The sequence below is a fragment of the Rahnella sp. GSA61A genome (assembly GCF_019969905.1).
Lineage (GTDB): Bacteria > Pseudomonadota > Gammaproteobacteria > Enterobacterales > Enterobacteriaceae > Rahnella > Rahnella aceris.
On record NZ_JAHXYO010000007.1, the window covers coordinates 74,597 to 86,741 of the forward strand.

Consider the following 12,145-nt stretch of genomic DNA (forward strand, 5'->3'; position numbering starts at 1 on the left):
ATTTACTAAGACGCGAAAAACTTATTCAGCTTCGATGCTGATGTACTTACGGTTTTTCGGGCCTTTAACTTCGAACTTGACTTTACCGTCAGCCAAAGCAAACAGAGTGTGGTCCTTGCCGCAACCCACGTTGATACCAGCGTGGAATTTGGTGCCGCGCTGACGAACGATGATGCTGCCTGCCAGTACTGCTTCGCCGCCAAAGCGTTTTACGCCCAGACGTTTAGCTTCTGAATCGCGACCGTTACGTGTGGAGCCGCCAGCCTTTTTGTGTGCCATTGTTCCGCTCTCCTAATCTTAAGCGCTGATGCCGGTGATTTTAACGTCAGTGAACCACTGACGGTGGCCCTGCTGCTTACGATAGTGTTTACGACGACGAAACTTAACGATTTTGACCTTTTCGCCACGACCGTGAGCAACGACTTCAGCTTTGATTACACCGCCAGCCACTAAAGGCAGACCGATGTTGATTTCTTCACCGTTTGCAATCATCAGAACCTGATCGAACTCGATAGCTTCGCCAGTTGCAACGTCCAGCTTCTCCAGACGGATAGTCTGTCCTTCGCTGACACGGTGTTGTTTACCACCACTTTGGAAAACCGCGTACATATAAAACTCCGCTTTCCGCGCACTCAACTTTGTATAGTCCAGAGGGCGCTATAAATATTCACAATAGGGCGCGAATTCTACGCAAAAAATCAGCATAAGACAAGTGTACAATGACGACAAAAGAAGAAAAAAAGCGCAGTTCTTCCGATATCATTTATCTACACTGTTTTTCAAGTACAATCCCCTTTACAGTTAGCGCCATGTGCCAATGTGAGCCAGACCTCATTGCGGTGAAGAGAACAACAGCTGAAAAAACACAATGAACCTAGAACAGATTATTGATCTTACCCAGGACGACATGGCTGCAGTCAATGCATCCATCCTTGAACAGTTGAATTCAGAGGTTTCTCTCATCAATCAACTGGGATATTACATCATCAGTGGCGGCGGCAAACGTATCCGCCCGATGATAGCAGTACTGGCAGCCAAAGCACTATCCTACCAGGGCGATAAACACATCAAAGTCGCTGCTCTGATTGAGTTTATTCATACCGCCACACTGTTACATGACGATGTGGTCGACGAATCAGATATGCGTCGGGGAAAGGCCACTGCGAACGCCGCATTTGGCAACGCCGCCAGCGTATTGGTCGGCGATTTTATCTACACCCGCGCATTTCAAATGATGACAGATCTTGAATCGCTTCCTGTTCTGGCTCTGATGGCAAAAGCGGTGAATGTGATTGCAGAAGGCGAAGTGCAGCAACTGATTAATTGCAATGATCCTGACATCACAGAAGCCAGTTACATGCAGGTGATTTACAGCAAAACTGCGCGTCTTTTTGAAGCCGCGTCGCAAGCCTCTGCCATGCTGGCGGGCGGAAACAATGAGCAGATTACAGCTTTGCAAGATTATGGTCGTTATCTGGGCACCGCTTTCCAGCTGATTGATGATTTGCTCGATTACGATGCTGATGGCGAAACGCTGGGCAAAAACACTGGCGATGACCTTGATGAAGGAAAACCGACGTTGCCCCTTCTGCATGCGATGCAGCACGGTGATGCCGAACAATCCGCTATGATCCGCAAAGCTATCGAAGAAGGTAACGGGCGCCATTTATTGGAACCCGTGCTGGCAGCAATGCATCAGTGGGGCTCTCTGGCTTACACCCGCCAGCGTGCTGAAGAAGAAGCTGATAAAGCCATCCAGGCGCTTCAGGTGCTCCCGGAGTCCGAATATCGCTCTGCGCTTGAAGGCCTCGCGCATATGTCTGTAAAACGCGATTTCTGATATTTGCCTGTCGTACCTGCCGGAATAAAGCAGGCGCGACAGGCATTATTGCGCTAGTTTTTTTCAGGCTCACGTAATCTGTTGAGCAACTCAGATATCCCTTCCCTCACAATGAATGAGATCATCGTTTCACGTTCAGGTTCTCTCAGTTGCTTATAACTTTCGATCCAGATCGCCAGTGGGTCCTGATGTGACGTATACACATATTCAGCAGAACGCTCATTCATCGATAAACTGGCGGCGGCATTACCGGGCAAGCTGTCGATGTGATATTCCACTGCACGTCCCTGAACGCCCAGCCTGCGGCGTTTAATCCAGCACAATCTGCGAGCCATCCCATGCACACCTTGGGTTGACGTCGGCAGTCCTTCTTTTCCGGTCAGTTCCTTTGCTGCAAACCACTCTTTTTTCATAACATTCCTTGTTTCTTATTAAGTAAGTAAGAAAGATCGTTGTTATACATCCATGAGGGTAATGCTGATATTTTCTGGTAATGAGCGTTTATATAAAAGGTGGTATTAACATAAGTCATTTAGAAAAACACCTATTTGACAGAAAGAAGATATTCAATTTTTTGGAGTGAGTCTATAGATGTATGTAAATGCTTCCATGAATTATGTTTATCAACAGCCGGGTGAACTGATTAAATTTTTTTTCGGAAAGCAGTTTAAATAAAATCTTAAACTAAAATAAGAGGAAAATTAAAAAAAGCAAATTACAACAAGTAGATAGCCATCTAAAAAAGCAAGAAAAACCGCCTTAAATCATAATTTAAATGACTAAAATTCAATTGGTTAATTAACCCTATCAATGTATTTGTTCAAAAAAAACACATGCCAGTTACGTTTTCACTTTAAAAAAATACAATAATAAAATTATAAACTGACACAAATCACAAAAAGCAAAAGGAATTTACTTGTTTGTCTAAATCAAAATAAGAATGTATTTTCTAAATAAGTAAAATAATGGATTTTAGGAAACATTGATATGGTTTATATGAGTAGTATGAGCAATTTTTAAAAGTATGTTTAATAGCGTATTTATTGAAAATCATTTTTCAGAAGGAAGAGATCATGATGACAAGGAATGAAGACTGGCACCAGGCTGATATTATTGCAGCACTGAGAAAGAAGGGCACCACACTCGCAGCAGTATCACGATCAGCAGGCCTGAGCTCTTCGACACTTTCAAATGCATTATCACGGCCATGGCCAAAAGGAGAATTGCTTATCGCAGGCGCTTTGGGTATCCATCCCTCACTGATCTGGCCTAGCCGGTATTTTGATCCCAAAACGTTGCAAATCATTGAACGCCGTTGCCGCCCGACCAATGAAACACCGCGTTAAGAAAAACAAAAGCCGCCCGTTAACCGGCGGCTTTGTTCAATGTTCACTTATTAATAAACTGCTCACCAAGCTCGATATCTTTGCGAAGAATATCCAGCATCGAATCCAGCGATTGCTGCTCAAAAGCACTGAGCTGACCGATATCGATAAGCTCTGCAATGCCATGTTTACCTAGCAGAACCGGTTGTGCGAAAAATCGCGCATAATCGCCTTTACCTTCAACATAGGCACATTCCACAACATTCTCTTCACCCTGCATCGCCCGCATCAATGAAAGCCCGAAGCGTGCTGCAGCCTGCCCCATTGAAAGCGTGGCAGAACCGCCACCGGCTTTGGCCTCTACCACTTCCGTTCCGGCATTCTGAATGCGCTGAGTCAGTGCAACAATTTCGCTTTCAGTGAAAGAGACACCTGGGATCTGAGACAATAAAGGCAGAATCGTCACACCAGAGTGCCCGCCGATAACTGGCACTTCGATATCTTCAGGTTGCTTACCCTTCAGCTCAGCGACAAAAGTATTGGAGCGGATTGCGTCCAGAGTCGTTACGCCAAACAGTTTATTTTTGTCGTAGACGCCCGCATTTTTCAATACTTCAGCCGCAATCGCGACCGTGGTATTTACCGGGTTAGTGATAATACCAATGCAGGCTTTCGGGCAGGTACTGGCAACTTGCTGGATCAGATTCCGCACGATCCCGGCATTCACATTAAACAGGTCTGAACGATCCATGCCGGGTTTACGTGCCACCCCCGCAGAAATCAGGACGATGTCAGCCCCTTCCAGAGCCGGTTTAGCATCTTCACCACAGAAACCTTTAATTTTGACCGCGGTAGGGATATGGCTGAGATCGACGGCGACACCCGGAGTGACCGGTGCGATATCATATAATGAGAGTTCGGAACCGGAAGGTAGCTGGGTCTTGAGCAGAAGCGCGAGGGCCTGACCGATACCACCCGCAGCACCTAGAACTGCAACTTTCATCCTATACTCCTTTTTTATCATTAACTTATAAGTGTCGTGTAATTAATTGGTGTGACCTTAATCACTTACGCTGTTAAAAACAATCGCTCACCTGCAGAGAATCTGAGGTTGGTCGTTTAGAAAGTAAAAAAACATCTCTAAGATGACCTTTTTCCGCTTTTAGTGACTTTTTATCGGAAAGCTTCATCATTAAAAATAGCACCACAAAATAGGCCAGGTTAATAAATGGTTAAATTCGGTCCAATGTGAGAGCTGAATCGAGATCATCACATTAAATCCCTTGTGCAACACAGTTCACCCGCAATGCACAATTTTGGCATATTCATTAAATTGAGCTTAAAACAGCGGCACTTACATTCCTTGTTCCAAGCTTAATTCATGATTTTTGCAATTAACCTCTGTTGCATAAAAATTCAATTATCTGCATAATCAGCCCCACTATGATTCAGAGACCAGGGTGCAAAATGCGTAATCCTGCTAAACAGGAAGATTTGATCAAAGCCTTCAAGGCACTGTTGAAGGAAGAGAAATTCAGCTCTCAGGGCGAAATCGTTGTCGCACTTCAGGATGATGGTTTCGAAAATATCAATCAGTCAAAAGTCTCACGGATGCTGACAAAATTTGGTGCTGTCAGAACTCGTAATGCGAAGATGGAAATGGTGTACTGCCTGCCCGCTGAAATTGGCGTGCCGACAACCACCAGTCCTCTGAAGAATCTTGTGCTGGATATCGACCATAACGATGCCGTTGTGGTGATCCGAACCAGCCCGGGAGCCGCACAACTGATCGCGCGTTTACTCGATTCCCTGGGTAAATCCGAAGGGATCCTCGGAACAATTGCCGGTGATGATACGATCTTCACGACACCGGCCCGCGGATTTAGCGTCAAACAGTTGCACGATGCGATCCTCAGTTTGTTCGAGCAGGAGCTCTAGGGCTGCAACATTTTGCACCTCCTGTCGCTTTCATTCTGTGCCTGAGGTCAGAAGATTACCTTCTCTGACCTCATTCAATGCTATTCCCTTCCTTTATTGCTGCCTTCCGTTTCTCAAAAAAACCGCAAACGCACCGCCTTTCTGTTAAATCTCGCTACAACCTACGAAATTCCGTCACACAAATATTTCCAGGGTGTGATTCACCGCAAGAATAAGCACAAATAGTCAAATTCACTCACTCCATTGATTTTACTAAAAATTAACACGAAACGAACGTTTTTCATCCACTTTTTATGCCTTTTTGTTATTAAAAACAAAGATAGTTGACATGTAACCACCCAAATAACTATTAGCGAGCTATTAATTTATAGCGTGACTAGATGTATACTCATTTCCGTGGTGTGAAGCACCAGTTGTTGGAAACATAATAAAATCGACGAGGTCAAAATCATGAAAGTTAAAACTACCATCGCAACATTAAGCATTCTCTCTGCATTGTCATTTGGCGTTTTTGCAGCACAACCTGTTACACAAGAACAAGCCGCAACAATGCAGCCTACAGGGATGATCAGCGTCAGCGGCGTAGCCGGTGCACCATCAGATATCCGTCAGGCACTGTCAGATAAAGCCGATGCCAAAGGTGCTAAAGCATTCCGTGTTATCGAAGTTCGTGAAGAAGGTAACTACCACGCGACCGCAGAAATTTACCAATAATTTCGGGTAAACGAAGCGAAGGGGCCTGAATGACTCAGGCCCGCGCTATGCGCATTAAGAAGGATTTGTCACTGCACCATCTACGTTCCCGCACGCTTTATGCGCTCCAGAACACGATATTACAGTCCTGATAAATCCAAATCTCAATCGACGTTGCTCTCTGATGAAAAGCACCAACGTCTGTGAATTCAGGAAACCATCATGAAAATTATTACCACTATTGCCGCACTTAGCCTGTTGTCTGTTGTTTCTTTTGGTGCCTCTGCCGCACAGCTTGTGACAAACCAGCAGGCAGAAAATCTGCAACCGATGGGCATGGTCAGCGTTAGCGGCGTCAACGGCGTGCCAATGGATATCCGCCAGCAGCTGTCTGATAAAGCTGAGAGCAAGGGCGCAAAATCTTTCCGTGTGATCGAAGCCCATAACGACGGTGCTTATCACGCGACAGCAGAAATCTATCAATAACATTTCTGAGTAAGTCACTGATATAAAACCGCTGTTTGAGTATTTCATAAATTAGCGTTACCGGGTTTCAACAGCCACAGACCAGCGAAAATAAGCGCTGTTGAGGCTGGGAAGAGCGTTGACACTGCCACTGCCCGACTCTCTTGCTAACGATACCCTCGTCGTCCTGTCCGACGACACCCTTTAGCCCTCAAAATTTCGGGGGCTTTTTTTTGCCTGAGAAAACCTTAACACGGCGGATCACAGGCATAAAAAAAGCACAGCAACTGCTGTGCTTATTCACTATAAAAATATGATTTTACTGATCTTGTGACGCTTTCGCTTTTGCAGCCAGGGCCGTAAGCAGTTTTCCATGTATACCACCAAAACCGCCATTGCTCATCACCAGAATATGATCGCCAGGCTGAGAGGCCTTAACGACCATATCGACCAGTGAATCGACGTCTGCACTCCAGTGAGCAGGCTGAATACAGTGTTCAGCCACTTCGGCCACCTGCCAGGGAATATGCTGCGGCTGTAAAAGGAAAACTTCATCAGCACGTCCCAGGGAAGGTGCCAGTTCATTTTTACTCATGCCCATTTTCATGGTGTTTGAACGGGGTTCCAGCACGGCCAGAATACGTGCAGTTCCGCCGACTTTGCTGCGCAATGCAGAAAGCGTTGCCAGAATAGCCGTCGGATGGTGAGCAAAATCGTCGTACACGCTGACATCATTTTCTACGCCGCGCAATTCGAGACGGCGACGGGCATTAATGAAATCGCCCAATGCCTTACAGGCATCTTCCGGCTTCACGCCCACATGGCGTGCCGCAGCAATCGCCATCAGGCCGTTATGCATGTTGTGCTCGCCAACCAGATTCCACTTCACCTGCCCGACCGCTTCGCCGTGCAAATAAACCTCGAAAGTACTGGAATCTGGCGTCAGTTTCTTAGCATCCCACACACAATTTTCGGCATCACCGACAAATTCCTGCTCACTCCAGCACCCCATCGCCATCACTTGTTTCAGCGGTGTGTCGTGCTCCGGCAGAATGATTTTTCCCTTGCCCGGCACCAGACGCACCAGATGGTGGAATTGTTTCTGAATCGCTTTCAGATCATCAAAGATGTCAGCGTGATCGAATTCGAGATTGTTGAGGATCAGCGTACGCGGGCTGTAATGAACAAACTTGGAACGCTTATCGAAGAACGCACAGTCGTATTCATCAGCTTCCAGCACGATAAACGGGCTGTTGCCCAGACGCGCAGATACCTCGAAATTGCCCGGCACGCCACCAATGACGTAGCCCGGTTCATAACCGCAGGCTTCGAGGATCCACGTTACCATGCCGGCAGTGGTGGTTTTACCGTGCGTCCCCGCAACGGCAATAACCCAGCGCTCTGGCAGAACATGGTCATGTAACCATTGCGGGCCCGAGACATAAGGGATCCCAAGCTCCAGCACCGCTTCGACACAAGGATTGCCGCGCGTCATCGCGTTGCCGATGATCACCAGATCCGGCTGAGGATCTAACTGGGCAGGATCGTACCCCTGGATCAGGTCGATCCCCTGATTTTCCAGCAGCGTACTCATCGGTGGATAAACGTTGTCGTCCGAACCGGTTACCTGATGCCCCTGTGCACGAGCCAGCATCGCCAGCCCGCCCATAAACGTGCCGCAAATCCCAAGAATATGAATGCGCATATATTTTCCATTAATGCCTTTAAGTCAGCCGCTATTCTACCGCTCAGAATCCTCCAGAAGAAATGGATTTGCCTATGATTCGTCCATATATTTGGGCTAAACTGCTCACGCTCTTGTGAAATTTTTATTAACGTACCGTTATCTATCCTCGATTCAGGGAAAGTGTCATGAAAACGTTAGGCGAATTTATTGTTGAGAAGCAGCAAGATTTTCCACATGCAACTGGTGAACTGACAGCGTTACTTTCAGCAATTAAACTCGGCGCTAAAATCATTCACCGTGATATCAACAAAGCGGGTCTGGTCGACATTCTGGGTACCAGTGGTGCAGAGAATGTGCAGGGTGAAGTGCAGATGAAACTTGATCTGTACGCAAATGAAAAATTAAAAGCCGCGATGAAGGCGCGTGGTGAGATTGCCGGTATCGCGTCAGAAGAAGAAGATGAGATTGTCATTTTCGAAGGTGAACGCGCTGAAAATGCAAAATACGTCATTTTGATGGATCCGCTGGATGGTTCTTCAAACATCGACGTTAACGTTTCTGTCGGGACAATTTTCTCGATTTACCGCCGTACGACTCCGCTGGGTCAGCCGGTGACGGAAGCTGACTTCCTGCAACCGGGAAACCGCCAGGTCGCCGCAGGTTATGTGGTATATGGTTCTTCCACCATGTTGGTTTACACCACCGGCGCAGGCGTTCATGCCTTTACCTACGATCCTTCACTTGGTGTTTTCTGCCTCTCTCACGAAAAAGTCTGTTTCCCTAAAAAGGGCAACATGTACTCGATCAACGAAGGCAACTACATTAAATTCCCGCTTGGCGTTAAAAAATACATCAAGTATTGCCAGGAACAGGATGAAGCGACGCAACGCCCTTACACCTCACGCTACATCGGCTCGCTGGTGGCAGATTTCCACCGCAACCTGCTGAAAGGCGGCATTTATATTTATCCAAGCACCGCCAGCCATCCGAACGGAAAACTGCGTCTGCTGTATGAATGCAACCCGATGGCTTTCCTGGCCGAGCAGGCTGGCGGTAAAGCCAGTGACGGTAAAAACCGTATCCTGGATATCATCCCGCAGAAACTGCATGAACGTGCACCATTCTTTGTGGGCAACAGTTCAATGGTGGAAGACGCGGAGCGCTTCATTGCCCAGTTCCCTGATGAATAACTGAAATACGCATCAAAAAATCATCAAAGAATGAATGTGATACCTGTGTAGCTTTGCATTGACCCAAACATAAAAAGGTGGCTTAAAAGCCACCTTTTTTATTGTTTACCGCTCAGGATTTTTTCAGAAATGATCGGCTCGATTGAGTTTAAACACCGCCATGCTTTTTGCCAGTAACTGCGCCTGCTCTTCCAGTGAACGTGTGGCCGCTGTCGCCTGTTCCACCAGTGCGGCGTTTTGCTGCGCTACCTGATCCATCTGCGTAATCGCCACGTTCACCTGTTCGATGCCGTGCGTTTGTTCTGTCGTCGCGATGGAAATCTCACGCATCAGGCTGGTCACTCGTGTCACTTCGCTGGAGATTTCCAGCATAGTGTTTGCGGCAGATCTCACCATATCCGAACCTTCAGAAACCCGGCTTTCAGAATCCACAATCAGCTCTTTAATCTCTTTAGCCGATTGCGCACTGCGTTGCGCCAGGCTTCGTACTTCACCCGCCACCACCGCAAAACCACGACCCTGCTCGCCGGCACGTGCGGCTTCGACTGCCGCATTCAGCGCCAGAATATTGGTCTGGAAGGCAATGCCGTCGATGACCGTAATAATGTCGCCGATACGTTTTGAGCTATCGGTGATGCCCTGCATTTTATCCATTACCTGTTGGACGACTTCGCTGCCTTTGTTGGCAATGACTGACACGCTTTGCGCCAGTTGATTGGCCTGGTCAGAGTTCGCGGCATTCATGCGCACGGTTGAGGTCAGTTGCTCCATGCTCGCGGCAGTTTCTTCCAGCGATGCAGCGGATTCTTCGGTGCGCTGCGCCAGATGGACGTTACCGGCAGCCAGTTCGCGGGAACCGACATCGATCTGATTCCCGGCATCGCGTACGCGTCCGACAGAAAGCGCCAGCGAATCCTGCATTTGCTTCATCGCTTTCAGTAAACGCCCCATTTCGTTATTACGGGAATCATCAATTTCATGGGTCAGATCGCCTTGGGCGATGTATTCCAGTTGCGCAATGGAGAATGTCAGCGGATGCATGATGATCTTCTGCAAGGCGAACCATGCCAGCACCGCGATAATCAGCGCAATGATGAAGCTGGTGGCAATCACCGTCAGTTGGATACGTGCATTGGCGCGGGCCTGTTCAATCCGGTTATTGGTATTATCTACGGCATAGGCACGGAAATCCGCCAGCGCTTTATCATAAGCATTGCTGTAAGGCGTGATTTTGTTTTCCAGCACATCATAATAACCGTCTGCACTTTGCGCCTGAATTGCTGCCAGCAGCGGCACTAAGCCGTTAGCTTTATAGGCATCGTAGGTTTTCTTTACTGCGTCGGATAAATCTCTGCCCTGCTGAGTGTCATCCTGGATGCTGATAAATTTCGCCAGATCGGTATCGGCTTGTTTGATATAACCGCTAATGCGGTCCGCTGTATTTTTCGCATCATCCATCATGCCAATTTCCAGCTGACGTACCGCCACGCCGCTGGCGACACGCGTGCGCAACGAGAAACTGTAGCTGTCGGCCAGTGAACCAAGTTCATCGCCCTGAAGCTGGTTAATTTTTTGCAGTGATGTCGCACTTTGCCGGATGGCATTCGCCCCCAGTACGCTCACCAGCAAGAGAATTAACGTCATAAATACCAGCAGGCCAATCAGACCGGCTTTTACGCTCAACTTATTCAACATACGGTGTTATCCAGCCATTCAGGTGAAAAGGAGATACTTCAGATGGGTAGGGATCAGGTTAATCCTGATTTTTTGTTTGAATATTGTTATCGGCAATCGCTCGAATATCTTGATAAGAAAAGCAAAAACAGGCAGTTACGCGGAAAAGTATCGGATCAGTAAATTTTACTGCCAATACGGAAGATTTAGCCGAGGTTCAACAGCAGGTCATGCCGGGAAATGCGCGCAGACGATTCGACGAAAAGGGCGGGAAATCGCGGGAGAGTTGGCTATAATGTGCGGCACTCTATTCCTGGTTCAATGAAGGAAACCAACAATGAGCTTACTGAATGTCCCGGCGGGCAAAGAACTGCCAGAAGATATCTACGTAGTGATCGAAATTCCTGCAAACGCAGATCCAATCAAGTACGAAGTGGATAAAGATACCGGCGCGCTGTTTGTAGACCGTTTCATGTCTACTGCGATGTTCTATCCGTGCAACTACGGTTACATCAACCACACGCTGTCTCTGGATGGCGACCCGGTTGACGTTCTGGTTCCAACTCCGTACCCGCTGCAACCAGGTTCTGTGATCCGCTGCCGCCCTGTCGGTATGCTGAAAATGACCGACGAAGCCGGTGAAGATGCGAAACTGGTTGCCGTTCCGCACACCAAACTGAGCAAAGAATACGATCACATCAAAGATGTGAACGACCTGCCAGAACTGCTGCGCGGCCAGATCACCCACTTCTTCGAGCAATACAAAGCGCTGGAAAAAGGCAAATGGGTAAAAGTTGACGGTTGGGCTGATGCTGCTGCTGCAAAAGCTGAAATCGTGACCTCTTTCGAACGTGCTAAAAACAAATAAGTTTTCTGCCGTTTGAACAAAAAAACACCGCCAGATGGCGGTGTTTTTTTATGTATTAAGCGTTGTCAGACAACGATTATTTTCCGACGACCTTGCTCAGATTACTCACTTACTGCTTCGTTACGCTTAACCCAGTCACCACCCTCAATTCTCGGCACACCATCCAGTGAACGAATGTAGAGGTAAATCCAGGCGCTGCCATAAGGTGTCGAAATCAGCTCACGACGATAATCTTTCGTATTACTTTTCAGCTCATCTAACTCAGCCATGATGGACGAGTTAATGCGGTAAACTTCGCAATAGACTTTGCCTTCCCCTGGTATAACAGCAGGATAGTGACCCAGATTATACAGGGCGTAACCTTCCAGCTCATGATCACCCAACCATTGAGCATTCGTCATCCAATGACTGTTGCCTTGCTTGCGTCGTAAGCTACCGTAAACAATTATTCGCATGTTTATATTC

At 47.5% G+C, this 12,145-nt stretch carries 14 protein-coding genes; 7 read left to right on the top strand and 7 right to left on the bottom strand.

The genetic code is table 11. The annotated features are described in order from the left end of the window. Window positions 1–21: 21 nt before the first annotated feature. Window positions 22–279 carry a 50S ribosomal protein L27 gene (gene rpmA / locus LC431_RS11175; protein WP_013573805.1) on the bottom strand — a complete coding sequence of 86 codons (258 nt, stop codon included), beginning with the start codon at window positions 277–279 and terminating at the stop codon, window positions 22–24. Between the two features lie 18 nt (window positions 280–297). Further along, window positions 298–609: a 50S ribosomal protein L21 gene (rplU, locus tag LC431_RS11180; RefSeq protein ID WP_013573804.1), complete on the bottom strand. Its 312-nt coding sequence runs from the start codon at window positions 607–609 to the stop codon at window positions 298–300. Window positions 610–868: 259 nt separating this feature from the next. On the opposite strand from rplU, the gene ispB reads away from it, so the two are divergent. Next, window positions 869–1,840 carry an octaprenyl diphosphate synthase gene (gene ispB, locus LC431_RS11185; protein ID WP_013573803.1) on the top strand — a complete coding sequence of 324 codons (972 nt, stop codon included), beginning with the start codon at window positions 869–871 and terminating at the stop codon, window positions 1,838–1,840. Between the two features lie 53 nt (window positions 1,841–1,893). Here the strand turns inward: ispB and LC431_RS11190 are convergent, their stop codons facing one another. Next, window positions 1,894–2,253 carry a DNA-binding protein gene (locus LC431_RS11190; protein ID WP_013573802.1) on the bottom strand — a complete coding sequence of 120 codons (360 nt, stop codon included), beginning with the start codon at window positions 2,251–2,253 and terminating at the stop codon, window positions 1,894–1,896. Between the two features lie 660 nt (window positions 2,254–2,913). On the opposite strand from LC431_RS11190, the gene LC431_RS11195 reads away from it, so the two are divergent. Then, the gene (locus LC431_RS11195) at window positions 2,914–3,186 is read left to right on the top strand and encodes a helix-turn-helix transcriptional regulator (RefSeq protein WP_013573801.1); all 273 of its coding nucleotides are present in this window, start codon (window positions 2,914–2,916) and stop codon (window positions 3,184–3,186) included. A 43-nt stretch (window positions 3,187–3,229) separates the two neighbouring features. On the opposite strand, the gene mdh is transcribed toward LC431_RS11195, so the two are convergent. Continuing rightward, window positions 3,230–4,168 (bottom strand): malate dehydrogenase, encoded by a 939-nt coding sequence (gene mdh, locus LC431_RS11200; protein ID WP_037034246.1) that lies wholly within the window; start codon window positions 4,166–4,168, stop codon window positions 3,230–3,232. 464 nt (window positions 4,169–4,632) lie between these two features. On the opposite strand from mdh, the gene argR reads away from it, so the two are divergent. The 3 genes from argR (at window position 4,633) to yhcN (LC431_RS11215) (ending at window position 6,282) form a co-directional block, all read left to right on the top strand. Further along, window positions 4,633–5,103 carry a transcriptional regulator ArgR gene (gene argR, locus LC431_RS11205; RefSeq protein ID WP_013573799.1) on the top strand — a complete coding sequence of 157 codons (471 nt, stop codon included), beginning with the start codon at window positions 4,633–4,635 and terminating at the stop codon, window positions 5,101–5,103. A 450-nt stretch (window positions 5,104–5,553) separates the two neighbouring features. Continuing rightward, on the top strand, window positions 5,554–5,817 hold the full coding sequence (gene yhcN / locus LC431_RS11210) for a peroxide/acid stress response protein YhcN (protein ID WP_013573798.1): 264 nt from the start codon (window positions 5,554–5,556) through the stop codon (window positions 5,815–5,817). Between the two features lie 201 nt (window positions 5,818–6,018). Beyond that, window positions 6,019–6,282 (top strand): peroxide/acid stress response protein YhcN, encoded by a 264-nt coding sequence (gene yhcN, locus LC431_RS11215; protein WP_014411566.1) that lies wholly within the window; start codon window positions 6,019–6,021, stop codon window positions 6,280–6,282. A 298-nt stretch (window positions 6,283–6,580) separates the two neighbouring features. Here the strand turns inward: yhcN (LC431_RS11215) and mpl are convergent, their stop codons facing one another. Further along, complete coding sequence (gene mpl / locus LC431_RS11220; protein ID WP_112152041.1) at window positions 6,581–7,966, bottom strand: UDP-N-acetylmuramate:L-alanyl-gamma-D-glutamyl-meso-diaminopimelate ligase; 1,386 nt, start codon at window positions 7,964–7,966, stop codon at window positions 6,581–6,583. 167 nt (window positions 7,967–8,133) lie between these two features. Here mpl and fbp point away from each other — a divergent pair, with 167 nt between their 5' ends. Further along, the gene (gene fbp, locus LC431_RS11225) at window positions 8,134–9,138 is read left to right on the top strand and encodes a class 1 fructose-bisphosphatase (RefSeq protein ID WP_013573794.1); all 1,005 of its coding nucleotides are present in this window, start codon (window positions 8,134–8,136) and stop codon (window positions 9,136–9,138) included. 123 nt (window positions 9,139–9,261) lie between these two features. Here the strand turns inward: fbp and LC431_RS11230 are convergent, their stop codons facing one another. After that, a complete protein-coding gene (locus LC431_RS11230; RefSeq protein WP_223509819.1) occupies window positions 9,262–10,833 on the bottom strand; it encodes a methyl-accepting chemotaxis protein in 1,572 nt (523 codons plus the stop codon). A gap of 316 nt (window positions 10,834–11,149) precedes the next feature. Here LC431_RS11230 and ppa point away from each other — a divergent pair, with 316 nt between their 5' ends. Beyond that, window positions 11,150–11,680, top strand: coding sequence for an inorganic diphosphatase (gene ppa / locus LC431_RS11235; RefSeq protein WP_013573791.1), 531 nt, complete (start codon window positions 11,150–11,152; stop codon window positions 11,678–11,680). Between the two features lie 101 nt (window positions 11,681–11,781). Here ppa and LC431_RS11240 read toward each other — a convergent pair whose 3' ends face one another. Further along, entirely contained in the window at window positions 11,782–12,135 is a 354-nt protein-coding gene (locus tag LC431_RS11240; RefSeq protein ID WP_013573790.1) for a gamma-glutamylcyclotransferase, read from the bottom strand. Window positions 12,136–12,145 lie beyond the last annotated feature (10 nt).